This is a genomic window from Pseudomonas sp. GM21 (genome assembly GCF_000282215.1).
Classification (GTDB): domain Bacteria; phylum Pseudomonadota; class Gammaproteobacteria; order Pseudomonadales; family Pseudomonadaceae; genus Aquipseudomonas.
The window spans coordinates 97,784-123,937 of record NZ_AKJS01000107.1; the positions used below are offsets into that span (position 1 = coordinate 97,784).

At 54.0% G+C, this 26,154-nt stretch carries 20 protein-coding genes; 18 read left to right on the forward strand and 2 right to left on the reverse strand.

What is annotated here, in order from left to right:
• Window positions 1–218: 218 nt before the first annotated feature.
• The 10 genes from eat (at window position 219) to PMI22_RS0129475 (ending at window position 10,373) form a co-directional block, all read left to right on the forward strand.
• Window positions 219–1,589 carry an ethanolamine permease gene (eat, locus tag PMI22_RS11560; protein ID WP_007946689.1) on the forward strand — a complete coding sequence of 457 codons (1,371 nt, stop codon included), beginning with the start codon at window positions 219–221 and terminating at the stop codon, window positions 1,587–1,589.
• A 111-nt stretch (window positions 1,590–1,700) separates the two neighbouring features.
• Window positions 1,701–3,095, forward strand: a complete 1,395-nt coding sequence (locus PMI22_RS11555) for an ethanolamine ammonia-lyase subunit EutB (RefSeq protein ID WP_007946690.1) — start codon at window positions 1,701–1,703, stop codon at window positions 3,093–3,095.
• A gap of 8 nt (window positions 3,096–3,103) precedes the next feature.
• Entirely contained in the window at window positions 3,104–3,928 is an 825-nt protein-coding gene (eutC, locus tag PMI22_RS11550; RefSeq protein WP_007946691.1) for an ethanolamine ammonia-lyase subunit EutC, read from the forward strand.
• Window positions 3,929–4,042: 114 nt separating this feature from the next.
• A complete protein-coding gene (locus tag PMI22_RS11545) occupies window positions 4,043–4,504 on the forward strand; it encodes a GNAT family N-acetyltransferase (RefSeq protein WP_007946692.1) in 462 nt (153 codons plus the stop codon).
• A 286-nt stretch (window positions 4,505–4,790) separates the two neighbouring features.
• Window positions 4,791–5,447: a DedA family protein gene (locus tag PMI22_RS11540; protein ID WP_007946693.1), complete on the forward strand. Its 657-nt coding sequence runs from the start codon at window positions 4,791–4,793 to the stop codon at window positions 5,445–5,447.
• A 6-nt stretch (window positions 5,448–5,453) separates the two neighbouring features.
• Window positions 5,454–6,266, forward strand: coding sequence for a zinc-dependent peptidase (locus PMI22_RS11535; RefSeq protein ID WP_007946694.1), 813 nt, complete (start codon window positions 5,454–5,456; stop codon window positions 6,264–6,266).
• 113 nt (window positions 6,267–6,379) lie between these two features.
• Window positions 6,380–6,907, forward strand: coding sequence for an inorganic diphosphatase (ppa, locus tag PMI22_RS11530; protein WP_003205933.1), 528 nt, complete (start codon window positions 6,380–6,382; stop codon window positions 6,905–6,907).
• A 228-nt stretch (window positions 6,908–7,135) separates the two neighbouring features.
• Entirely contained in the window at window positions 7,136–7,882 is a 747-nt protein-coding gene (locus tag PMI22_RS11525; RefSeq protein ID WP_007946695.1) for a S24 family peptidase, read from the forward strand.
• Between the two features lie 425 nt (window positions 7,883–8,307).
• Window positions 8,308–9,522, forward strand: a complete 1,215-nt coding sequence (locus tag PMI22_RS11520; RefSeq protein WP_007946696.1) for a tyrosine-type recombinase/integrase — start codon at window positions 8,308–8,310, stop codon at window positions 9,520–9,522.
• Between the two features lie 110 nt (window positions 9,523–9,632).
• Entirely contained in the window at window positions 9,633–10,373 is a 741-nt protein-coding gene (locus PMI22_RS0129475; RefSeq protein WP_033049353.1) for a hypothetical protein, read from the forward strand.
• A 78-nt stretch (window positions 10,374–10,451) separates the two neighbouring features.
• On the opposite strand, the gene PMI22_RS11515 is transcribed toward PMI22_RS0129475, so the two are convergent.
• Both PMI22_RS11515 and PMI22_RS0129480 read right to left on the reverse strand, forming a co-directional pair.
• Window positions 10,452–11,474, reverse strand: a complete 1,023-nt coding sequence (locus tag PMI22_RS11515; RefSeq protein WP_177323433.1) for a YagK/YfjJ domain-containing protein — start codon at window positions 11,472–11,474, stop codon at window positions 10,452–10,454.
• A gap of 420 nt (window positions 11,475–11,894) precedes the next feature.
• On the reverse strand, window positions 11,895–12,170 hold the full coding sequence (locus tag PMI22_RS0129480; protein WP_007946699.1) for a helix-turn-helix transcriptional regulator: 276 nt from the start codon (window positions 12,168–12,170) through the stop codon (window positions 11,895–11,897).
• Between the two features lie 578 nt (window positions 12,171–12,748).
• On the opposite strand from PMI22_RS0129480, the gene PMI22_RS11510 reads away from it, so the two are divergent.
• The 8 genes from PMI22_RS11510 (at window position 12,749) to PMI22_RS11485 (ending at window position 26,133) form a co-directional block, all read left to right on the forward strand.
• On the forward strand, window positions 12,749–13,021 hold the full coding sequence (locus PMI22_RS11510) for a hypothetical protein (protein ID WP_177323434.1): 273 nt from the start codon (window positions 12,749–12,751) through the stop codon (window positions 13,019–13,021).
• Window positions 13,022–13,118: 97 nt separating this feature from the next.
• Window positions 13,119–14,087, forward strand: a complete 969-nt coding sequence (locus PMI22_RS11505; RefSeq protein ID WP_007946701.1) for a DUF932 domain-containing protein — start codon at window positions 13,119–13,121, stop codon at window positions 14,085–14,087.
• A gap of 129 nt (window positions 14,088–14,216) precedes the next feature.
• Window positions 14,217–14,714 (forward strand): JAB domain-containing protein, encoded by a 498-nt coding sequence (locus tag PMI22_RS11500; RefSeq protein ID WP_007946702.1) that lies wholly within the window; start codon window positions 14,217–14,219, stop codon window positions 14,712–14,714.
• Between the two features lie 78 nt (window positions 14,715–14,792).
• A complete protein-coding gene (locus PMI22_RS31640) occupies window positions 14,793–14,969 on the forward strand; it encodes a hypothetical protein (RefSeq protein WP_007946703.1) in 177 nt (58 codons plus the stop codon).
• 308 nt (window positions 14,970–15,277) lie between these two features.
• A complete protein-coding gene (locus tag PMI22_RS0129485) occupies window positions 15,278–16,966 on the forward strand; it encodes a DNA cytosine methyltransferase (RefSeq protein WP_007946705.1) in 1,689 nt (562 codons plus the stop codon).
• A gap of 20 nt (window positions 16,967–16,986) precedes the next feature.
• A complete protein-coding gene (locus PMI22_RS11495) occupies window positions 16,987–19,131 on the forward strand; it encodes a hypothetical protein (RefSeq protein WP_007946706.1) in 2,145 nt (714 codons plus the stop codon).
• The gene (locus PMI22_RS11490) at window positions 19,128–20,669 is read left to right on the forward strand and encodes a hypothetical protein (protein WP_007946707.1); all 1,542 of its coding nucleotides are present in this window, start codon (window positions 19,128–19,130) and stop codon (window positions 20,667–20,669) included. The genes PMI22_RS11495 and PMI22_RS11490 overlap by 4 nt, the downstream gene beginning before the upstream one ends.
• A complete protein-coding gene (locus PMI22_RS11485) occupies window positions 20,662–26,133 on the forward strand; it encodes a hypothetical protein (RefSeq protein ID WP_007946708.1) in 5,472 nt (1,823 codons plus the stop codon). The genes PMI22_RS11490 and PMI22_RS11485 overlap by 8 nt, the downstream gene beginning before the upstream one ends.
• Window positions 26,134–26,154: the final 21 nt, after the last annotated feature.

A 26,154-nucleotide genomic window follows, 5' to 3' on the forward strand; every position in this document is an offset into this window, starting at 1 on the left:
TCGCCCTTTTTATAGCTATCGCGAGCAGGCTCGCTCCCACAGTGGTTATCCAGTGTTCACATAACCAATGTGGGAGCGAGCCTGCTCGCGATGGCGTCCTTAATGACACCGCACAACTGCCCTGGCCGCTCTGGCACGGGCTTTGCGTGCCCGCTTTTCAACTAAAACGTCGTACCGCAAGTCCAAAAGATCAAACAATAAAAAGACAGCGAGGACTTATGACTTCATCTACACAGCTCAAACCCACACTCGGCACCCTGCACCTATGGGGCATTGCCGTCGGCCTGGTGATTTCCGGTGAATACTTCGGCTGGAGTTACGGCTGGGGCACTGCCGGCACCCTGGGTTTTCTCGTCACAGCCCTGATGGTGGCGACGATGTACACCTGCTTCATCTTCAGCTTCACCGAACTGACAACCGCGATTCCCCACGCGGGAGGGCCGTTTGCCTACAGCCGGCGGGCGTTTGGTGAGAAAGGCGGATTGATTGCCGGTATTGCCACCCTGATTGAATTCGTCTTTGCGCCACCGGCCATTGCGATGGCGATTGGCGCTTACCTCAACGTGCAATACCCGGAACTTGACCCCAAAATCGCCGCCGTTGGCGCGTATTTCGTGTTCATGACCCTCAATATTCTCGGCGTCAGCATCGCCGCCACCTTCGAACTGGTGGTCACCGTGCTGGCGGTCGCCGAGCTGCTGGTGTTCATGGGTGTCGTCGCGCCAGGCTTCAGCTTCAGTAACTTCGTACTCAATGGCTGGTCGGGTTCCAACGAGTTCACTATCGCCTCCATCCCCGGCATCTTTGCGGCCATTCCCTTCGCGATCTGGTTTTTCCTCGCGATTGAGGGAGCGGCAATGGCCGCTGAAGAAGCCAAGGACCCGAAACGCACGATTCCCAAGGCTTACGTCAGCGGCATTCTGACCTTGGTTTTCCTGGCCATTGGCGTGATGGTGATGGCTGGCGGCGTCGGCGACTGGCGCCAACTGTCGAACATCAACGACCCGCTGCCCCAGGCGATGAAAGCCGTGGTCGGCAACGATTCGACCTGGATGCACATGCTGGTGTGGATCGGTCTGTTCGGCCTGGTGGCGAGTTTTCACGGGATCATCCTCGGCTACTCGCGACAGTTCTTCGCCTTGGCGCGAGCCGGTTACCTGCCGAGCGGCCTGGCCAAACTTTCGCGCTTCCAGACCCCGCACCGCGCCATTCTGGCCGGTGGTGTGATTGGCATCGCGGCGATCTACAGCGATGGCCTGGTCAACCTGCAAGGCATGACGCTGACGGCGGCGATGATCACCATGTCGGTATTCGGTGCCATCGTGATGTACATCATCAGTATGCTGAGCCTGTTCAAGTTGCGTAAAACCGAACCGAACCTGGAACGCACCTTCCGCGCACCGGGCTATCCGATTGTCCCGGGCATTGCGCTGTTTCTGGCGGTGGTGTGTCTGGTGGCGATGGCCTGGTTCAATCCGCTGATCGGGTGCGTGTTCCTCGGCATCATGGCGGCCGGTTACCTGTACTTCCAGTTGACCGCCAAACAACGCGCCGATGCGCCGTCCGACGCGATGCTCGAAGGTATCTGAGTTGCACCGGCGTCGAGCTTGCTGCCCGGCGCCTGCCATATAGAAGTGCACGCAGTTCCCCTGTGGGAGCCAGTGTTATTGAGAATTGTACAAATCAGGAGGAATCGCCCCATGGCCGCATTCGCCCACTCCGTCGGCGCTCAGACCTATCGCTTCGAGAGCCTCAAGGACGTCATGGCCAAGGCCAGTCCGGCGCGCTCCGGTGATTTCCTGGCAGGCGTCGCTGCGCTCAACGATGGCGAGCGCGTGGCCGCGCAGATGGCTCTGGCGGACATCCCGCTGACTCACTTCCTGCAGGAAGTACTGATTCCCTATGAGGCCGATGAAGTCACCCGACTGATCATCGACACTCACGACATACACGCCTTCGCCGTGGTCAGCCATCTCACTGTCGGCGGTTTTCGTGACTGGCTGCTCAGCGATGCCGCCGATGAACAGACTCTGCGCACGCTCGCCCCCGGCCTGACGCCGGAAATGGTGGCCGCCGTGTCGAAGATCATGCGCGTCCAGGATCTTGTGCTGGTAGCGCAGAAAATCCATGTGGTCACGAAGTTTCGCGGCACCATGGGATTGCGTGGCCGACTATCCACCCGCCTGCAACCCAATCATCCCACCGACGAGCCCGCGGGCATTGCGGCGAGCATTCTAGACGGCCTGCTGTACGGAAACGGCGACGCAATGATAGGCATCAACCCGGCCACGGATAGCATCGCCTCGATCTGCGCCATGCTGGAAATGCTCGATGCAATCATCCAGCGCTACGAAATCCCGACTCAAGCCTGCGTGCTGACTCACGTCACCACGTCGATCGAGGCGATCAATCGCGGGGTTCCGCTGGATCTGGTGTTCCAGTCAATCGCCGGCACCGAAGCAGCGAACGCCAGTTTCGGCATCAACCTGAATGTCTTGAAGGAAGGTTACGACGCCGGTTTGAGCCTCAATCGCGGCACGCTGGGCCAGAACCTGATGTATTTCGAAACCGGTCAGGGCAGCGCGCTTTCAGCCAACGCCCACCACGGTATCGACCAACAAACCTGCGAAACCCGCGCCTACGCCGTGGCGCGTCATTTCAAGCCGTTCCTGGTCAACACGGTTGTCGGTTTCATTGGCCCGGAATACCTCTACAACGGTAAACAGATCATTCGCGCCGGTCTCGAAGACCACTTCTGCGGCAAGTTGCTGGGCGTGCCGATGGGCTGCGACATCTGTTACACCAATCACGCCGAAGCCGACCAGGACGACATGGACACCCTGCTGACCCTGCTGGGCGTGGCCGGGATCAACTTCATCATGGGTATCCCCGGTTCCGACGACATCATGCTCAACTACCAGACCACCTCGTTCCACGATGCCCTCTATGCCCGTCAGACGCTGGGCCTGAAACCCGCGCCGGAATTCGAACAGTGGCTGACAAAAATGGGTATTTTCACCCAGGCAGACGGCAAAATTCACTTCGGCGACAGCCTGCCCCCGGCCTTCCGCCAGGCGATGGCGCAATTGGGATGAGTGCTTTCATGGATAAACCACCCGTTGATCCACAAAACCCGTTGCTGGAGTTGCGACGCCTGACCCCGGCGCGAATTGCCTTGGGGCGCACTGGCACCAGCATGCCGACCAGCGCCCAACTGGATTTCCAGTATGCCCACGCTCAGGCGCGGGACGCGGTGCATCTACCGTTCGACTCGGCAGGGCTTGGTTCGCAGCTGGCGGAGATCGGGCGCAAGAGTGTTTTGCTGCACAGCGCCGCGACGGACAGAAACAGCTACTTGCAGCGCCCTGATTTGGGGCGAAAGTTGAGCGATGAGTCGACGCAGACGCTGCGCACCTATGCCTCGGCCAATCCCGGCGGCGTCGATCTGGTCATCGTGGTGGCCGACGGGCTGTCAGCGCTGGCCGTTCATCGCCATACCCTGCCGTTTCTCGCACGCCTGGAAGAACAGGTGCTGGCCGAAGGCTGGTCCGTGTCGCCGGTGATGCTGGTCGAGCAGGGCCGCGTTGCGGTGGCCGACGAGATCGGTGAACGATTGGGGGCGAAAATGACGGTGATCCTGATTGGAGAGCGCCCAGGCCTCAGCTCCCCGGACAGTCTGGGTTTATATTTCACTTACAATCCAAAGATCGGCCTGACGGACGCTTATCGCAATTGCATCTCCAACGTTCGGCTCGAAGGCCTGAGTTACGGCATGGCGGCACACCGTTTGCTGTATTTGATGCGCGAGGCCTGTCGCAGACAGTTGTCAGGGGTCAATCTCAAGGACGAAGCGCAGCTTCAGGCACTGGATTCAGACGCAGGAGCGGACATGAAACGCAACTTTCTGTTGGGTCAGACAGATGCCTGAACCGTTTCTGCATTGCGTTTCTGCGCCTGTTTAAGGCAGGATCGACGAACGGCCGCCACGGGTTTCCCATCGCCGTCAATGCAGTAAGACAGCCACTTGAAGACGAGACCTACCATGCGGATTATTCAAGCGACCCTCGAACACCTGGACCTTCTGACGCCATTGTTCGTGAAGTATCGTGAGTTTTATGGATCCCTGCCGTACCCGGACTCGTCGCGTGCGTTTCTTGAAAAGCGCCTGCGTCGCAAGGAATCGGTGATTTATCTGGCGCTGTCCGACGATGACAACAATAAACTGATGGGCTTCTGCCAGTTGTACCCGAGCTTTTCCTCGCTTTCGCTTAAACGCGTATGGATCCTCAACGACATTTATGTCGCCGAAGACGCCCGCCGCCAATTGGTGGCCGACAATCTGATCCGTACAGCGAAAAAAATGGCCAAGGAAACCAATGCCGTGCGCATGCGCGTTTCCACCAGCAGCGGCAACGAAGTTGCGCGCAAAACCTACGAATCCATCGGGTTCAAGGAAGACACCGAGTTCAAGAACTACGTGCTGCCGATCAGCGACAGTCTTTGACGCTCACTGGCCCTCTGTGGGAGCGAGCCTGCTCGCGATAGATACACCTCGGTTTGACTGATTCACCGAGGTGAGGCCATCGCCAGCAGGCTAACGCCTACAAAAGCAACGCCTCAACCATCGGTCTAGCGCAACATTCCCCGCTACAAACTGAACGCTCTTTTCACACGTCAGCCCGTATAATCCCGAGCATTCCGACTTGTAAGAAAAACTACCTCGATCTGTAGTCTTACGCGAAGTCATCCGCACAGGCCTGCAGAGTCAGGCCGTCACCACAGGTGCCCCTATGGATTTCAACCCGATCGACATTATTCTGCATCTCGACGTTTACCTCGACATGCTGGTGACCAACTACGGGACCTGGATCTACGCCATTCTGTTTCTGGTGATTTTTTGTGAAACCGGCCTGGTGGTGATGCCGTTCCTGCCAGGCGACTCCCTGCTGTTCATCGCCGGTGCCGTTGCGGCCGGTGGTGGCATGGACCCGGTATTGCTGGGCGGCCTGTTGATGCTCGCGGCGATTCTCGGCGACAGCACCAACTACTTGATTGGTCGAACGGCAGGCGAAAAACTCTTCAGTAACCCGGACTCGAAGATCTTCCGCCGCGACTACCTGCAACAAACCCACGATTTCTACGACAAGCATGGTGGTAAAACCGTAACGCTGGCGCGCTTCCTGCCGATCATCCGCACCTTTGCGCCGTTCGTCGCCGGCGTCGGCAATATGCCTTACCCACGTTTCTTTTTCTTCAGCGTGATTGGCACGATCCTTTGGGTCGGTGGACTGGTGACGTTAGGTTTCTTCTTCGGCAACGTACCGTTCATCAAGCAAAACCTCTCGTTGCTGGTGGTGGGTATCATCCTGCTATCGCTGGTTCCGATGATCATTGGCATGGTCCGCAGCCGCCTCGGCAACGCCGCGTCCAAAGCCCAATCGCGCTGATCTGCGATGTGGTCGCTTAGCGCCTGGCGCCGCCAGCGCATCCTGACCAGACACCCGATTGCCGACGACATGTGGCAACGGGTGCGCCATCACCTGAGCTTTCTCGACGGTATCAGCGCCGCTGAAAACCAGTGGCTGCGCGAAGCCTGTGTGCTGTTCCTCGAAGACAAACACCTGACTGCCCTGCCCGGTGTCGAACTGCACCAGGAGCAGCGCTTGCTGCTGGCAGCACAGGCGCAATTGCCGCTGCTGAAGCTGGGTGAGTTGAACTGGTATCAGGGTTTCCACGAAATCATCCTCTATCCCGACGACTTCCTCAGCCCCCAGCGCCATCGCGACGCCAGCGGTGTCGAACATGAGTGGGACGGCGAACACAGCGGCGAGGCGTGGCAGCAAGGCCCGATCATCCTCGCCTGGCCGGGCGTGATGGCCAGTGGTGGCTGGGAAGGCTACAACCTGGTCATCCACGAACTCGCCCACAAACTCGACATGCTCAACGGCGTCGCCAATGGCCTGCCGCCGCTGCACCCCGATATGCGGGTCAGCGAGTGGGCCAAAGTGATGCAAGAGGCCTACGACGACCTTGACCGGCAACTGGAACGCAACCCGGAAACCGAAACCGCCATCGACCCCTACGCCGCGGAAAACCCCGCCGAGTTTTTCGCCGTCACCAGCGAATACTTCTTCAGCGCCCCGGATTTGCTGTTCGAGGCTTACCCACGGGTCTATGAGCAGCTCAAGCTTTTCTACCGACAGGATCCACTCAGGCGGTTACGGCAACTTCTGGCCGAAGACCCGGTCTATCAGGCACGCGACTAAAGTCTGTACGACCCTTGGTACGTAGCATCCACGGCGGAATATGCCTATAATCGCCGCCACTTTTTGGTCAATCCGGCCAAGTATCTTTGGTCAACTAACGGGGGCACCGCCCAATGAGCTACAGCAAGATTCCGGCTGGCAAAGACCTGCCGAACGACATCTACGTCGCGATCGAGATTCCGGCCAACCACGCGCCGATCAAATACGAAATCGACAAAGACAGCGATTGCCTGTTCGTTGACCGTTTCATGGCCACCCCGATGTTCTACCCGGCCAACTACGGTTACATCCCGAACACCCTGGCTGACGACGGTGATCCCCTCGACGTGCTGGTAGTAACCCCTTACCCGGTGGCTCCAGGCTCGGTCATCCGTGCACGTCCGGTCGGCATCCTGAACATGACCGACGACGGCGGCGGCGATGCAAAAGTCATCGCTGTTCCACACGACAAGTTGTCCCAGCTGTACGTCGACGTGAAGGAATACACCGACCTGCCACCGCTGCTGATCCAGCAGATCGAGCACTTCTTCGCGAACTACAAAGATCTCGAAAAAGGCAAATGGGTGAAGATCGAAGGCTGGGCCGGCGCAGATGCCGCCCGCGAAGCGATCACCAAGTCGGTTGCAGCCTATAAAGGCTAAGACGCCAGTGGCCTCGCGCCAATGACGCCTTGAAAAAACCCCGGTTGATCCGGGGTTTTTTGTGGGCGCTGATAAAGTGATTTAAACAACGTGTTTATCTTTAGGTCGCTGCGGTTTTTTTCTGTTTAATTTGTTCCAAATACGTCTTACATCCGGTCGTAAATTTCCCTCGAAATTTGAACGGTTCGTTTATTCAAAGCCCCGCCCTGCGCCCGTAGACTCGTGTTTATGAAAAAGAACACTAGCGGCCCACGGTTCAAAGCACTCCTCGAAAAAGCGAACATCACAACGACAGGATTTGCCGCTTTTTTCGACACGGAAGCACAAAACATCCACAACTGGTACACCCGCGGTGTGCCCGCCTACCGCATGGAAGAGGTGGCCAGATTACTCTCGGTAAACAGCCATTGGCTCAAAACAGGTGAAGGTCCGGAAGACGCCAAACACCTGCACCTGCTCGACGAGTCGGGCCACACCTTCGACGCCCAGGCCATTCGCGGCATCTACACGGTCATCGAGCCGATGGATGTCGAACTGCCCCTCTACAAAGAAATGCCCGTCGCCCCGGGGTCCCCTAAAACCCACATCGTGGAAGACAACGGCCAATTCATCCGCCTGCCCAAAAGCCACCTCGACTCCCTGGAAATCAATCATGCGGATGTGTTCTGCGTCCACATGCTCGGTAACGGAATGGGCGCGAGGATTGAAGATGGCTCCACACTGGCCATCGACCGAGGGCTGACCAAGGTGATTGATGGAGAGATTTACGCCATCGATCATGACGGGATGCTGCGCATCAAATACCTGCACCGCATGCCCGGCAACGCACTGCGGCTGCGCAGCTACAACAAAACCGAGCACCCGGATGAGATCTTCAGTGCCGAGCAGATTGAGAAGCAGAACATCAGGGTGTTGGGGTGGGTGTTCTGGTGGTCGACGCTTAACAAGCGTCGGCCGGCGGTGCCGTTTTTGTAAACGCACAGCCCTGTAGCGGCTGGGGCAATCGCTTTAGCCACACACCACGCTGGGAATTTCTCCAAAAAATCAGTATGCTGCGCCCCACATTTGCGCATCAACCCGCCTCGCGGCTCAGATCGCACCGACAAGGCAGATGATTTTCTCGCCGAGTCCCACAGCCGGACGCAAGATCCGGGTGTACGTTTTGAAGGCTGGCGCGGTTTACCAAAAATGATCCAAGCCAGTCCCCGAGAAGCCGGCCACAAGCCGGCTTTTTAATTGTCCTAAATAATCCTATCCAATCTAAGAATCCACCTGATAGCCTCTCTATTCCGGGGTCTATAGGCATTTCTCTGTCCAATGGTGTTCAATGCCATTTGACCTCATCCGACAATGTGATGGGGGGACAATTGGGGGGACAAAGGGACGAAAGGGGAAATCAAATGGGTAAGCTGAATCCGAAACAAGTCGAGAACCTAACTGAACCCGGCACCTATGAGGATGGTGGCGGGCTTCGCTTGGTCGTAAAGGCTACCGGGCGGAAATCTTGGATACTTCGCTTCCAACTGGCAGGCCGTCGCAGAGAGATGGGCTTGGGCTCCTTTCCTGAAGTCACTCTCAAGAAAGCCAGGCAAGACGCTAGCAATAAACGAAACCAGTTGAGTGACGGAATAGATCCTCTAGCCGCTCGTGACCTTGAGCGCGCCGCTCAACGAGAAGCACAGCGAACGAGTGAGGCAAAACAGCTGAAGTTCGAAACACTTGCGAAAGAGTACTGCGAGGCCCACGGGGCGACCTGGTCAGATAAGTGGCGCAGAGGATGGCTGCGGAAGCTGGAGCTGTATGCGTTTGACGTCATTGGTAAGCTGTCAGCCGAGGAGATCGGTACTCCTCAGGTAATCAAGGTATTGCAACCCATTTGGGCCACTAAAACCAGAACCGCCGATGAGTTACGCGGACAAATCGAACAAGTTCTGGACGCTGCCAAGGCGCGAAATCTACGAGAGGGCGAAAACCCTGCTCGCTGGCGTGGGCATTTAGACAATCTGCTGAGTCGCACCGAAAAGAAAAAGGCCCGAAAGCGCGAGCACTTTGAGGCCTTGCGATGGCAGGATGTGCCAGTCCTGATGGCAAGCCTCGGCGCAAACCGCACACCGGCGTCGCTTGCTGCTCAGCTGCTTATCATGACCGGCGCACGCGCCCACATGGTGCAGTTCGCTCGTTGGGATGAGTTTGATTTGGAAGCGTGCACTTGGTCATTGCCTGCTGAGCGCATGAAAATGCGGGTAGCTTTCGTAATCCCGCTTGCCGACGAGGTCGTGACCCTAGTGAAGAACATTCCGCGAGATGAAAGAAGCGCCTTCCTATTTCCAGGGCAGGGCAAATCTGGCGTGATGCATGCCAACGCTATTCGCACGCTCCTTCATGCCATGGACTACAAACACATCACTCGACACGGCTTTCGCTCCTCATTTCGAGACTGGGCCGGGGAGTGCACCCATTACCCACGCGAGGTCTGTGAAATGGCGCTGGCGCATGATGAGCGCGACCAAACTGAAGGAGCCTATTCGCGTTCAGATTTTCTCGACAAGCGGCGCCTTCTAATGAACGACTGGATCACATTCATTACCCCCCCCACAACAGCAACCCGACGCTGAACGCGCATCCACCCCACCTTATCGGCCAGAAATAGAGCTATGCCCCATCGCGGCCCGTCCCCAAAGGCACCTCACAATATACTTCAACGACATTCATCAAGAAGTAAACAATGAAAAATTCCACGCCACGACTATTTTCACCAACACAACATGCAATAAATACAAATGAACGCATAGGCAACACAACGCCCCGTTCAGCCATAGATAGAAATCACCATTTTCTTTTTAATAATTTTTTCGAGCCTCTATTCGCGCTTGATGAGTACATCAAACTTCTAGAAGACATCCGCGCTGTGACAAGTGACCCAGCACTGCAAGGTAAGCTAATGACAACATGGGAACACGAAGTCTATAAGCGTTCTGAGGACACTAAGGGTCTCGATGAGGAAATCAATGTACTGTTGGTTCATGTACGGCATGCCTGTCTTTACCTCGAGCTAGCTAGGGCAGCCGACGACAATAAAGACCGTGACAGGGCTTGGGCCTTTACTAACGAAGCCAGCTTGATGATTGACTGGATTGGAGGATCATCGGGACCAATCTTCGACAAGATAGATGTTGCCAACCGAGTTAAGCAAAATAGAGAGAACGGCAAAGGACGAAACAAAGCTCACCTGCCGGTTAAAGAGGCGGCGATAAGGCTACTGGATGAGATGAAGCCAGAAGGCGGCTGGCCTACCAAGACCAAAGCGGTTAAGGCTATTGAGACACATCTGGCCGAGGTTATTGAAAAAGAGCAGATCCTTACGTTAGACATCTCAAACGTTGAGAAATGGCTGACAACATGGCTGCGTGACGACGAACTCGTTAAACCTGCTTGGGAATTGAATAAGCATGGGGATGCACGATGAGCTTTAGACTTCACACTATGGAGCTTTCAAGATTAACCAAAGGTTCTCAATGCCGCTGAGAGCCTTTGGTGCCCCCCCCTATGGTACAACTCTGATCATCGAGACAGCCCTTGGCCTCCCTCGTAGACTTTTTGGTGAAGGGATATTCATCCTTCCCATACTCCGGCCTTCAGTTTGAAGCTTCATGTAGAGATCAGTCTTTGTAAGGTAAACTACAGCCCTGCGTAACCCTTCACGCATTTCTCCATCGACATGATCAATCATCCCTATCCCACAGCTCTTATACTTGTGTTTGACGGCATTGCAGTTGAAATACAGGCCTTGGCCCCGGGTTATGTTTTCTTTCCAGTAGCGACCTATCAGAGCGGCTCTGGTTACATCTTCCCGCACCTTGGAACCATCGAAGAAAAACATCACATGGTAATGGAAGCCTTTCTCCGGTCCATGTTCCAACTTCCAGACATACCCCACCATGTCTTTAAACAGGTTGTTCGATCTTGCATTTTGAAGCAGATGCTCTCGATCTCGCTTCGCTTGATCCTGCGTAGTTTTTGAATGGTCCTTTGAATAGGAAAGATCAACCCTTAGCACCAGCAGTCTGGAATAGCGCTCAAACAGCGCATCAACGTATTTGTTCAACTCCTTGTAGTTCTTGTTGCTTGATCGCCGATAACTATTGAGTGCGGATCCAAACTGCTTACTTCGGGCTTCTTGACGAATATCGTCGACGCACTTGTTCAGTTGCTGCGCAATCGCCTTAGCATCCTCAATGTGCACGGCTGTTCTAGGAGTCAAATATGCTTGATTAAGTTTAGACTTCGCAATCTGATTAAACGCCATCTCAATATAAGGCTCAAACTGATATAGCGTTTTGTACCCATTTCCCATTGGCGCATAGCTTTTTATTATCTGCCGCAACAGCTTCCCTGATTTAGCGGTTATCACACGAGCGTTACCATCCTCGTCTACAACCTGAACCTCAAAAGCGTCACCTTCTGATTTTATAAGGTGTTGAATCCACCCTGATACTTGTTTGAGTTCCGCAATCAAACCAACGTCTACAGACCCAGGCTGAATATCGCCTACTCCTTCGATCTGCATGCGACACTTACTCAAGAGCGCTAGACCACGCTCGTAATAACCAACCTCCATAGCAACCTCTTATATGAATATCTGATCAGACCAATACAACCTTCACGACATGTCAGATATCTAATTGACTTTGAATGTTCTATTTGTATTTCTCTTGCTGCTAACGGTATCTCGCTGATACCTAACGCACCACTCTAGTATCTCTTGATCATTGACTTCTTCGGTTACAATTAACCAATGGTAACTATTGATACTGCTAATAACATATAAACCAAAAATCTTCGGGCATATTTATCCGAGCCAGGACACTGGTATTAGTGCTCCTCGCAATTGAAATTTTGATTCAAGCGTTATGCAGAGTTAGTGGTGGGTCTCCGCTGGAGATATCAGCCTCTCCACCGAGAGGCTGCTCAATGATTCGGACGTCTTCTAGGCGGCCATGCGCTGCTCAAGCCAGGCAGTGATTTCGGAGTCGATCCAACCCACGGCCCCCGGACCCAATTTGACGGACCGAGGAAACGTTGGGTCATACCTCGGCGACAGCTTATCCATACGGTCGTAGATCGTTGACCGGGAGAGGCCGATGCGTGCGGTTAGAGGTTTGAGACGTATAATTCTCGGGTAGAACTCTCTCTGCTTGAAGGTCATTTTCGTTCTCGTCATGTTGTGTTTGGAAGAGATCGGACTGTAAGTCGGACTCGCCATGACAAAAATCCGGCAGCGACCAGTATTTTTTCCCCACGCTTAAAAAGCGACTCAGATTCGATTTCGGCGAACGCGGTTTCAGCATCTGACCGTCGTCGGAGCGCTTGGCTGCCCCCCTCAATTCTTCAGTATCACCGTCCGCGTTTGGGGCATTGTTGGACGCCTACCGATTGGGATCTGACTGCGCTCGACCGTCATGCGCCTTTCGCTGACATAGGGCAGCGATCAAGCAGGCGAAGCGAATTGAGCGGTTTGTTGATGAACATGCCATAGGGCATACAGGTATTTCTTCTATCTAACCCAATCTTCTGGTCAAAAGCCTGGATTGGGACGAAAAGAACCAACTCCGCATAGTTAGGAACTAACACCACACAGTAAGGAACCAACTCCACATAGTTGGGGCCAGGGCAATGCTAGAGCTCAGACTGTCACGCTGCCTCCAACCTCGATCCAGCCCCGCACATTGAAACGAATTTCGCACCTATATCACGACACTGAATATCCCTCATGGAACTCGCCCCATGTCACTTCAGTGCCCTTGCTGTACCTCTAGAAAAATCGCTTCCCTCAGAACAGCCATGACGGTGGGTGCCGTTGTGGGCTCCATCGGCGGTGCGGCACGAGGCGTGAGCTGCGCACTTGCCGACAGTCACATCGGCGCCACTCTAGACATTCTTATCCGTCCGCCCGGCCTCTGCATCGGCTCAGTCTCTAGCGCCATCCTCGGCGGATTGGCTGGCGGCGTGAGTGGATGCGTTATAGGCGCACAACTCGGCGAAAAGCTGGATCGCCATGTGTTGTCCAACAATCTCTGTTTGATGTGCGGGCACCGCTTCAACCTGCCCACCTAATCCGTCGCCCGTCCTTTCATCACTCGTCTATCAATCTCGTTTGGTGCTGCGTTCTACGCAGCGCTTATGCCGACCTGCATCCAAAGGAATCTCTCTCATGGCTCATCTCATCGAACAAATGGCTTACGTTGGCGCTACCCCTTGGCATGGCCTGGGCTCTGCTTTGTCGCCGAAGCAACCGCTGGAAATCTGGCAACGCGAAGCTGGCATGAACTGGCAGATTGAGGAAAGCCCGGTTCACTTCAAGTCCGACATCATTGGGGCGCTCGGCACAATTCATTCCTTCCCTGAACAAAAAGTGCTGTATCGCTCCGACACCAAAGCACCGCTGTCGGTCGTTTCCCAGCGTTATCAGGTGGTACAGCCGCGTGAAGTGTTGGAGTTCTACCGAGACCTGACCGAGTTCTCTGGTTACGAACTGGAAACCGCAGGCGTGCTCAAGGGAGGTCGCAAGTTCTGGGCTCTCGCCCGAACGGGTCAGGCCACGGTGTTGAAGGGCAATGATGAGGTCAATGGCTACCTGCTACTGGCCACCTCCTGCGACGGCACACTGGCGACCACTGCGACGCCCACCACCGTGCGTGTGGTCTGCAACAACACACTGACCATTTCCCTGGCCGGCGCCGATCACGCCATCAAGGTCCCGCACAACACCCGCTTCGATCCGCGAACGGTCAAAAAGCAGTTGGGTATCGCCGTCTCGCAATGGGACGAATTCATGTATCGGATGCGCACCCTCGCAGAACGCAGGGTTCAGACCAAGGAGGCTCTCGGCTTCTTTATGGAAGTGCTGTGCGACACCAGCGCCCATGCCCCCATTCCGGACGCGCTGCCCAACAAGCGAGCGATGGAGAAGGTACAAACGCTCTATGAAGGTAAAGGCCGAGGATCTGAAATGGAGTCCGCTCGCGGAACAGCATGGGGCTTGCTGAATGCCGTGACCGAATATGTGGATCATGAAAAGCGTGCCAATAGTTCTGAGTATCGAATGGATTCGGCATGGTTTGGGCAAGGTGCAGCAATCAAACAGAAGGCACTCAATGCCGCATTACAACTTGTTGCGTAAACCATTGGCCCCAGCAACGCCGAGCGCTCTCCCTTAACGGTGCGTTCGGAATCATTTAATCCCTACAGCCCCGCCAGTAACTGCGTCCACCCCCTAGTGCTTTCACGCGTTCGTGATAGGAGTCCCTGCATGAAATATCCCAAGCTCAAATCCGGTGAAATGACCAATACCTATGCTCTGGAGTCACCACTTACCGAGGCAGACGTCTTGCAGATGGCTCAACAACTCGCGATGTATCGTCTTTCTAAAGGACGTGCATTGACTGAACGCCGACTCGTATTCAGCCACCTACAAACTTTACTGCAGTTTCATGATTACGAAGTCTTTGCGCTGTTACTGCTCGACATAGAACACCGGGTTATTGGTTTCAGAGAGCTATTTAGCGGCCCTCTGGAAGGCGCCAGCGTGTATCCACGGGAAGTGGTAAAAATCGTACTGGAACACAACGCTGCGGCCGTGATCCTGGTTCATAACCAACCCTCTGGCTTCCAAAAGGTCAATCAAGCCGATCGCGCACTCACAACTCCCCTTAAAAAAGCTCTGAATATGGTTGGCACCCAGATTTTGGATCACGTTGTGGTGGCCCATGAAGGCTGCAAATCAATGGAAGAGCGAGGCCAACTGTAAGCGGCGCGTACGAGCCAGTTTAGGAAGGTTCGCCTAAAACTCTCACTGAGCCAGATCACTTAAACCAAGGAGCCCCCAATGGCATTGATACGTTTCTTGATCAAACTTTTCACCTTCATCGGCCTGCTGGTAAGCGCTTCAGCATTAGTGTTGACCGTAATCCTGATACTGCGATTCCCGCCGATCCTGATCGCCGTTGGCATAGCTTTATTGCTCTTTCAATGGTTACTCAAGCGCCTCTCCAGCTTCGAATAAACGACAGAAACCCGACAGGAGGCAGAATCGCCTCCTGACGGGTTAAATTCATTTTTTATCTGGACGATCGAAAACCCGAGCTCTGTTTCTTCAACGAGCTCCGCATCAGTCGACGAACGTGACTGTACGAATCGCCCCAAGGCCAATACTGTATATAAACACAGCAGCCCAGACCGACGCCTTCCAAAATACCTGGATCTATCTGCTTACTCTTCAACACACTCACTCAGCTAGCGCCCAACTAGACCGGCACAGGGCTGCGCTGAGGAAAGATTACTCGGGTTTCAAACCGGCTGAAGGAGCTCAATATGTGGGTACCACCAAGCGAAGCCCCAGGCTTAGCCGATACAAAATTTCTGGATGAATTCAAAGATATAAATGAATCCTGTAATCTCAAACCAAGCTGGCCGCCAGGCAGCCCTAGCCATTGCGTTTGCTTGCGGGGCAATCCATTATCCATCACTATTGCCCCCTCGACGCCTATCGAGCTATCTGTAGCCAGCATGCCGAGTCAGCATCAAGCGTCGGTGGCGAAAAAAGACCACAATCCTGCTGCCTATATAGGCGATAGCCAAGAGCTTCGCGAGACGCTCCCTACCCTGAAAACGACCGTATCCGGGCAGGAGCCCATGAAAAATTTCGAAACTCTCCCCCCGTTACCCGCCCACGGGCAACCTTTGATGTTCGCAGATCTTTTTGCGGGCTGTGGAGGCCTATCTCTAGGTCTATCGCTCGCTGGGCTAAACGGCGTTTTTGCCGTCGAACGCGACAAAATGGCTTTTTCCACGCTGTCGGCGAACCTGCTCGAAAGGCGTAAAGTGCCCGTCCGCCAGTTCGAATGGCCCTCTTGGCTGGAAAGAAAGGCCTGGGGTATTGATGAAATTCTTGAACAGCACCCACTTGAACTTTCCAAGCTCAAGGGCAAAGTGCATGTACTTGCAGGAGGCCCTCCCTGCCAAGGATTCAGCTTCGCAGGAAAGCGACTAGAGTCCGACCCTCGAAACCAACTGTTTGAAAAGTACGTGGAAATGGTCAAGGCTATCCAACCTGCGGCTATTGTCCTGGAAAACGTACCAGGCATGAAGGTTGCGCATAAAGCCAAATCTTGGAAGGAGCTGGGCATAACACAAGTGAAGCCCCAGTCCTACTATGACAAGCTAGTCGAAAGCTTGGACAGGGTTGGCTATCAGGTATTCGGTCGAATATTGGACTCCTCGCTCTTTGGGGTTCCCCAGAAGCGCCCACGCCTAATCGTAATAGGGATCCGCAAGGATCTTGCTCGCCATCTTCCTGGCGGTGTCACCAGAGCTTTCGAGCTACTAGAGGAAGCAAGGCTGAATCAACTGCAGGAGCTTGGCCTTCCAGAAACAGTCAGCGCTTCGGAAGCCATTTCTGATCTGGAAATAAAGCACGCAGGGACCAGACCATGCACTGATCCCTCCTCTCGTACTGGCTTTCAAGAACTCGCATATAAGGGGCCTCGGACACATTACCAAACCCTCATGCATCAGGGCAGCGACGACTCTATGGACAGCGTACGCTTAGCAAAACACAAACCCGAAATCAGTGAACGGTTCATGAGGATCATTCAGGACCCCGAGTGCATCAGGGGTGGTTTGATGAGCTTGGCCCAAAGAGAGAAATATGGCCTCAAGAAACACCGCATTTGCCTCATGCACGAGGACAATCCCGCACCTACAATAACAACGTTGCCCGACGATGTGCTCCACTATAGCGAGCCCAGAATACTGACTGTCCGAGAGTCTGCACGCCTGCAGTCGTTTCCCGACTGGTTCCAGTTCCGCGGCAAATTCACTACTGGTGGCAGCCGACGAACTAAGGAATGTCCTCGTTACACGCAGGTAGGCAACGCTGTTCCTCCTTATCTTGCAAGAGCCATCGGACTGGCCATCAGATCAGTGCTTGCAGAAGCCATGACCGTAGCTAGTCAACAAGCAGTCAATGAATCAGAACAAGAAATCTTAGCCATCGCTTGAAATCATAGGAGTCGAGGGGAATGGAAAGCAGCCAAATGGAAGGGGCGCGCTATCCCGCAGCCCTTGTCGACTGGGCCGGCCATCACTCGGGGGGAGTGAAGCGGCTTTTAGACAACGAAAGCGGCCAGCCCAACAAACTATTGTTAAGGACAAGCCTTCTGGCTCGACTCCAAGAGTGGACCGAAAAGCTTCCGGTCAATAGCACGAGCATTCCAAGGATTATTCTTCTGGTTGGCGGACCAGGTAATGGAAAAACCGAAGCGATCGAGTCCACTATTCACTGGCTAGACTCGAGCCTAGGCTGCGGGGGACAGCTCATCAAAGAGCTGTCAAAGGCGTTTCATCCATCCGCCGGATTCAAAGTCCCACGAATAGTAAGCGTCGATGCTGGAAGCCTTTCAAGATTCGATAATAGCCTGAGCTTGGATATAGTTCAGGACGCGACTTCGACAGCTGGTCACGAGGGCAGCACTGCACCAGCACTCCTTATAGAGGAGCTCGGCAGGCTTCTGGGTGGGCCACCATCCCAAGCTTATCTATGCTGCGTTAACCGGGGCGTCCTCGACGATGCATTGATCCATGCTATCGACAATAATCTGGAAAAACCGCGCGCCATCCTCGAAGCTGTTACGAGGGCTGTAAGCCTGGCATACGATGCCCCTTCATGCTGGCCACTTAAAGGTTTCCCATCGATTGCAGTCTGGCCAATGGATGCAGAATCCCTACTAGTCAAGCCTGACGATGAGACTTCGGCGCCAGCGGAAATCCTCATCGGCCAAGCCACTGCTTCCGAAATGTGGCCCGTAAAGGGAGCATGTCCAGCGGGCGAAAAATGCCCCTTCTGTACCAGCCAGGTCATCTTAGCCAGAGACGAGCACCGAACTGCGCTACTAAAGATTCTTCGCTGGTATGAGCTAGCCAGCGGCAAGCGTTGGAGCTTCCGTGACCTCTTCTCCCTTACCTCGTACTTGTTGGCTGGTCACCACCCTGTAGTTCATGATTCAGCAAGGCACACGCACCAATCAACACCTTGCCAATGGGCCGAGAACCTCGTCGAACTTGACCACAAAGCAGCAGGCACAAAAAAGCACAACCGGCAAACACTCACTGCAATTTTCCATCTGGCAACTTCAAGCTACCAACATGCACTGTTCCATCGTTGGGACAAAGACGCAGCGACCTCGCTCCGCCGTGATCTCAAGGACCTAGGGCTCGAGAAGGAGCTAGATGCCGAAGCAGGGCGAACCCTGATGGGGCTTGTGCATTTTCTCGCAGAAAGAAAGACACATTACCTACCGGCTACAATTGCGCCATTGCTGGAAGGCCTCGTCGAGACCTTAGACCCAGCATTCGCAAGTCCCGACAGTCAGGTCGCCGTAAGTAGCCAAAGCATGATTAGCCTCGGCGACCTCGACATTCGCTTTAGTCGCTCCCTCGCCGGTGGAATAGAGTTCATCCGCAAATATAAAGTGTTATCGCGAAACGAGACTGAGCTACTCAAGCGACTTTCCAATGCAGACGAAATGCTTTCTATGCCAATTGTAAGAAGAAGGAGGCCCGTCGCAGCCAGTCGTGTTCAACATTTACTTCGCGACTTTGCTTGCCGCCTAGTCCGCAGAAGCATTTGTACCCGAACAGCAGTAGTTGCAGATTTCAAGATCCTGCAGGCTTTCCAGCTGGTCGTCGAAGAGAATGACAAACACCAGCTTTACGAGGTTGTACAGCAAGTGAAGGGCCTGCTGAATACCGGTCAGGAATTCGAGGTCTCGCTAACCACCACATTCGGACAACCACTTCCACCCAAGCAACGTCAGGCGACATTGGTTGTGCCTCAACGTCAGGTCAGGATGCTGCCACAGAACACTCCAGGACGACCTCGACCCCCAATCTGTTACCTCGGGGTCGGCCATATGCAATCGGCGCAGCCAATCCCTCTTACCTATGACTTGTTCAAGGCAGTAAAGGAACTAGAGAGAGGGCTTTCCCCTGCCTCTCTCCCTCGTACGGTCTTGGCCCTATTGGATACAACAAAGGCTCGTCTTTCTGGTTCCATTGTCCGGGATGAGGAACTTCTCGAGCATGCCAAAATTCGTATCGGGTCAGATGGCACTGTAGTAGCTCGCTCATGGGATGGCTTAGTCGCGAGAAAGGAGGATGTCGTATGAGCCTTATGGAGTTCAAGCAAGCACCTTGGCGCTTCTCCAATAGCATTTATCAGAAGTCGGCTTTAGCTATGAGCCCTGCGCCGGAATACGCAAGCTCAGAGGTCTTGCTGGCCTCGCTCTACCGGACGATAGGCTTTGAATCAGCAAGCGAAGGCAGCGTGCCACAGGCGGGACGTGATCTAGATAGGCGCATACAGAAGCTTCGAGAAAAGAGCCAGCTGCCGCCAAGTGGAGCGGTAATAGGCGTGGATACCTGGCATACAGTGCTTCACGGGATACTAGAGAGCCCGAAACTTCCTAACCAATCCTCTAAACGCTTTGTACAGGTTACTCCTCTCGTACCAGGAGCAGCGATTTTCTCCGGCTCCGCTCGTCTAAGTAGTAACTCCTGGCCTGCCGGTAGCTTGATACGCCGTATGGTCTGCCTGGGTTCAAAGGATCAGGAATCAGCGCAGACCCTTTGGAAGCATCTCTTTGACTCTCTAAGTGTCAATGATAAAGACGACTTCTTCGCCCGCTGGCTTGAGCAGGAGACATCGGCGTGGAATCAAAGTGCAGGCACATGGTCTCTAGCGCGGATTCCAGAAGAGGAAGCGACAACACTGACGACTTCCGACTTTCAGGAAATTCACTTCCTGCCAGCCAGACGATTTGCCAAGGACCTGCAAGCCATCATTCAGGCGAAAGACTCCATGACTCGCCGGCAATGGACTAGTTTATTAGAGGCTGTGTTGCGTCTCGGAGCAGTCTCCCATGTGACATGGTTATGTGACGTCCACGCAAGGATTTGGAGCCGTCTCTCCGCAGCACTTACAGAAGGCGCGGCGCCTAACGAGCAAGAGATAAGGATCGCAATTTTCCCTGAGGCCCCGCAATACATGGCTTACGGCGGAAAGGCCCTTCAAGGTATCAAAGACAAGGTTTCCAGCTACCTGAACGCCAGGCTGGGGATCAACACACTCCTTTGGTCACTCAAGCAAATAGGAGCGCCCTACGAGGGCGACTTCTCCTCAAGTAAAGGAATTGCCGCACTTTGCCAGCATATCCAAAATCATAGAAATGCCCTCCTCCGCGCAGGGACTCTCGAAACCATTATCGATGTACGCGAACAAGAAGCTCGCGCGTTGTTATGCAGGAAAGGCATCGGCTCAAACCTGCTGGAGTTCGCCAGGCACGCGCTAGGGCAACGCCAGACTGCAGTCCCGTTGCTCAGGGGATACGACCAGGGATATATCCTCAAGAAGAAAGGAAGCAGTCCATCCAGTCCATGGATCGTATCCCTTGGACCTGTAGCTGTGTTGGCTCTAGTCCATTGCGCCCTCACCGGGATGGGCGGACCTCGCTCAATCCATAGACTAGGACTACATCTCGAAGCCTACGGAGTTACCGTAGATAAACACGAAATTGCCAGGAATGACTTGGGGCACCAGCTAAGGATGCTCGGTCTTGTGCTCGATAGCCCAGATGCCGAGAGCGGCATGCTGCTATTGCCACCGTTCCACACGAGCCAAGTCCTTCAGGAATACGAACATGAATAAACTCGCAAACTGGCTCGCATTTATTGTCCGTGAAAAAGCTTTGGGTGCAACACAGGGGCTTAGCGGCAAGAAATTTGAGTACCGGCTGATTTTCCGCGGCCCCCCCCTCGAGATTCTCGAGCAAGTCTACGAGGAGCTCGCTCGTGATGGGGGAATTCAAGTCATGTCTGGAATAGATGGCAGTATGGTGACTTTACCAGTACTGCTCCAGTATCCCCCTGACCAGATGAATAGCCATAAGCTTCGTATCGGGGAGTCTGGTAAATGCGATAACGACCACTTGCTGGATGTACGAAATGATCCAAATAATTCCAGCTTCGTAGCCCTAGTTCCTGCGGGCCAGCACAACAACCTTTCTATCGAGTCTTCAAGTGACGTATTCGGCATGAGTGTCGATCTCGAAAAATGGTGGGACGACGGTTTTGTGCAGCAATCGGTAAATGAGGCGTTACTCGTCGCAGGAATCGTAGATTCACAGAGAGACGATGCGAAGCAATTAATCCGTGCAGCAGCAAGTTCCATCGACGAAGTGGATCCAGAACACGCCAACCACGCAGCTTCATGGCGCATGCTATCTCGCATATTTTCGATAAACGCCACCCATCTAAATCTCTCATCTGGAAATGCGCTTGCCCTGGCATGCGGTCTTCCCCCAATGGCAGACAATGGGGTCTCGTCGAAGGCACAGCTCTCCGTCATAGCTAACATTGCAGATGAGCTCGCTGATGGATTCAAGACTGGTATTGAACGCCTAGCACACGGCGCCCCTGACGACATCGCTCAAGCTCTTCGAGAATTGCTCCACCACCTTCAAGCTAACTGTGACGTCCCTACTGCCTTTGAACGTGCGACCCAGGCCTTTTATTTGCCGGGGAAAGCCCTAACGCTAACGTCTCCACCCCTTTGGTGGACGCTGCTAACGATAGAGCAATGGACTGATCTCCTCGCCGAAGAGCCCGATGAAGTCATCGGAGAGATCAGCATTCGATGCACAAATAGTATTATTCCCGCAACCAAGGGCTTACCAGCGATCGTGCGTGACAAGGTGGAGCTTGCCATCTCTACGAGCGAAAGCGGTCAACCAGAAGAGTTTCTACTGACAGGGGGCTCCTATGGTAAGGCGCCAACTCCGTTACAAGCATCCTCTAGCGGAATTAACGAACATACAGACTTTCTCCCTCCCGCACATAAGACACCCTTAACTTATAAGGTCACCTCTACGGGGTGCAAGCCTGCAAGTGTCCGGGTCATTTCCTTAATGAACTGGAAGCCAGGGATACTGGTAACCTGCAGGCTAGCGACAAAACTGTCACCGCCTAAGAAACCCAGTAAAAAGACTGCAGCGATGGACTGGGAGACATCCCTTTCGCTGCCTGGTTCGGGACGATATGAACTGCGTCTCCACTTATCGCCAGGAGCAACCATTGGCAACGTGGAGGGCATGCCAGACGACGCTACTGAACTAGAAGGACAGCAACAATCCATCGACGCGCGCCTCGTTGGAGAGGATGAATATCTAGTAGAAGTTGAGGCTGACGGTAAGTATCAGCTAGATATAGCCTTCAACCTCTTGGGCGAGGCCTCCCCTCAGACCTGCAGAGTTTACCTTGCTTGCGATGAAGCAAAGGAGGAAGGCTGCCGGAGCGAGTTCGAGCGTCTAATCAAGCTAAACCGCCGACATCTTGAAAAATTCGATACAAAAGCCGTTGTCCACCTGGACCGGAATGCGCGTGCTTCAAGCTTGCAGTCTTGGATACTTGAGGAGCAGAACGTAGCCAAATCGTTCAGACCCCTAGTGATAGCAGATGACTACGTATCTAGTTGGGTTCCACCCAACTGGGATACCGCTAATGGCCCCATTCTCTCCCAAGGCCGCTTTCTGCATGACCCGCGCCCCAATATTCTGAGTTTCCAGCCACCAAAAGGATTCGTGGAAACTCGCCAAGAGATTGCAAAATACATACGAGGCGATGACCAGTCGGGACTTATCGAGTCTGCGACTCTAGGAGCCTGGCTCTCAGAGGATACTGAGTTTCGCGTACTCGCCGAAACTTATCTCGATGCTTACATGTCTTGGCTCGACACCGATCCGGACATTGCTTGTTGGATAGATACCGCTGCGGTCTGCGCGCTAGAACAAGACGGACGAACCCTGAGTAGAACTCCAGACGCCATTATCCTCTCCCCCCTTCATCCATTGCGACTTGCATGGCATTGTCTTGCCCAGAAAGTCCTACGGGATGAGGTGGAAGGCGACTCACCCTTACCTTGTCCGGCGGCAAGTATCCTTGACCCAGATTGTGTTCCCGACCTTTTGACCATCTCTCTACAGTCTCCAAGTGGCGTAGAACGTATTGACTTTCTGTCCGTCGAATGTAGCTCGGACTATTGGTCCGTTCTATGGAACGGCTCACGTCTTGGACAGTTACCCGCCCGTACCCGCCGCCCCCCATTCGACAACACCTTCGGCATAACTGTCGGTGGTATCTCCAGTGGATTCAGTCCAGCTCAGGTTTCGCGCGCACTCGACGATGTAACCAGCCTACTTGCAGCAAAGCCCATTATCAGTCTAGTAGTGTCTAGCGCAGGTGGTACCACTGATGCCTGCAACGAAGGTTTAACCAATTGGTGTACAAAGCGGTTCGGTAACGAAGGCGCGAACACACCGATGCAAAGTGTCGGTGCGAAGATTTTGGAAGTTTTCGACACTAGGCTTTCAGGAAGGCCTGACCAGGCCACGATCGCCAACCTCTCCGAAGACACCGATAACCACGTTCGCTGGTATGACAAACAACCTTTAGGCGCCACGCCGGATCTAGGCATCATTGCACAATTGGATTCGGCAGAACCGGGGTCCAAGGATGTAGCCATGCTCTCACCGATGGGCGTAGGCGGCCTAATCAGGCACAGGGTCAGGCGTCAACTTCAAGGCTCATTCCTGAGTGAGTCCCGTCAAGGCTTGCAGATGCCTCCCTCTGGCGAACGATTCGCCGACAAGTTGTCAGCATGCATGCTTATGGTCGAAAGGATGAGGGACAGTAAAGTAGGCCTGCAATTCTCACCCAACGTCCACGCAGTTTCAGACATGCTTAAGGAAAATAGCGCTGGTTACGTTGCAGTCTCGTCTTCTGCAATTGACCCTGCTTGTTTTTTGGGTGGATGGATCGAAGGCACTTACCTATGGGACTACGACCTCCCCTCGTACTCCCATCGCGCGGGCGATACCAGCGGTTACTACCTCTTGTCGCAGGTAAAGCAAGCCGATCGCGATGCCTTACGCCGTGTACTAAAGCCCCTTCCAGGGTGCGACAACTTAGACGACACCAAGGTCGAGCAGATACTTCTAGAAGTCGCTAAAAGAGGAATCCCCACCGTTCGCGGCCTCTCTGGGGACGATACAGGCGCGACAGGTGACCTAGGACTATTCCTAGCGGCCCGACTCCTTCAAGACCAGTTCCGCGGCGAAAGAAACCTTAATAGCCTATTACCAGTACTTGCGGGTTCGGCAAAAGAAACCACAATCGCAATAATCGTTCCCGTCGATCCATTCAGGGGTTATCTTGCCGACCTTGCGCGCTCCCTCGGAAAGGAGCGCAAAGAAACCTCCCTTTCACGTCCCGACTTGCTTGTCGTCGGCGTGCGAATCAGTAGCGACAAAGTCCACTTACATCTGACGCCCATAGAGGTCAAATGCCGCCAAGGAAGCGTGTTCACAGCCATCGATTCCGTCGAAGCCCTTTCTCAAGCCAGAACACTCTCAAAGCTTTTGCAAGCCATCGAAGAGCGCGCCGATAAATCTCTTGCATGGAGCCTAGCCTACCAACATCTACTACTCTCGATGATTGGCTTCGGCTTACGAGTCTACAGTCAGCATCAAGCGGCAGAGGGACAAGCTACCCGCTGGGCTGGATACCACGAACGAATCGCTGCAGCGATCCTCGACCCGAACTCGAGACCTAGCCTAGACTTGCGCGGACGACTTATCGTCGTCGACGGATCAAGCCTGAGCGGCCCACATAATCGTGATGGCGACAATTTCGACGAGACGATTGTCATTTCAAGTAAGGATGCAGGTCGTATCGTACTCGACAATGATCCACAGTCATTCTACGACGCCGTGCGTGCCAAGGTGGGTGATTGGGGACTATTGCCTCCCCTGCTAACCCAGACTTCAAGCTCGCCTCCTTTCGATAGTCCTGCAGCGGAAAGCGAACAGCCAGAAGCCCCTTCGATAATTTCAACCAACGTACCCGTAGCGCAGTTAATCGACGAGGAAACACCCTCGGGTAAGTTAACTGGGGAAAGCGCTCCTAACGACTCAGGTCGCGGGATAATCCTTTCCGTAGGCAAAACAGTCGATGGTTTCGAGCCAAGACAGCTAAGCCTGAACATATCCGACACTCGACTTAATCAGTTGAACATCGGTGTGGCAGGTGACCTCGGCACAGGTAAGACCCAATTCCTCAAGTCGCTTATCCTGCAGATATCCAGAGCCAGTGATGCCAACCGTGGGATCAAGCCACGCTTCTTGATCTTCGATTATAAGAGCGACTTTAGTAGCCCGGATTTCGTAGTAGCTACCGGGGCAAAGGTGGTGAAGCCCTATCACCTCCCCCTGAACCTCTTCGACACCACTGGAATGGGAGAATCTTCAGCACCGTGGTTGGATCGCTTCCGGTTTTTCGCAGATGTCCTCGACAAGGTTTACTCGGGCATAGGTCCTGTGCAGCGGGACAAACTCAAAGCAGCTGTCCGTAACTCCTACGAGACAGCTAATGCTCAAGACCGCCAGCCTACGATCTACGACATCCATGCAGAGTACAGAGAAATACTTGGCGGGAAGTCGGACGCACCAATGGCGATCATTGACGATCTGGTAGACATGGAGGTGTTTGCAAAGACCAAAGGGGAAACAAAACCTTTCGACGAATTCTTCGATGGCGTTGTGGTGATATCCCTGAGCTCCATGGGACAAGACGACCGCAGCAAGAACATGCTCGTAGCCATCTTACTAAACATGTTTTACGAGAACATGCTCAAGGTACCCAAGCGAGCTTTTACTGGCACCGACCCGCAGCTCAGGGCGATCGATTCCTACCTATTGGTGGACGAAGCCGACAATATCATGCGTTACGAATTCGACGTTCTACGTAAGCTGTTGCTACAAGGGCGGGAGTTTGGCACTGGAGTGATATTAGCATCGCAATTCCTTAGGCACTTTAAGGTCGGTGCGACCGACTACAGGGAACCACTACTGTCCTGGTTCATCCACAAGGTACCAAACATCACGCCTGCCGAGCTGGGAGTCCTCGGCTTTACATCGGATCTTGCTGAACTATCAGAGCGTGTGAAGACCCTACCTAATCATCACTGCCTCTATAAGTCTTTCGATGTCTCGGGAGAGGTAATTCATGGCTTACCTTTCTATGAACTGGTAAAGGAGGGAAATGAAAGCCCAGCCTAGGAGCTCTCGACATGGAGGTCG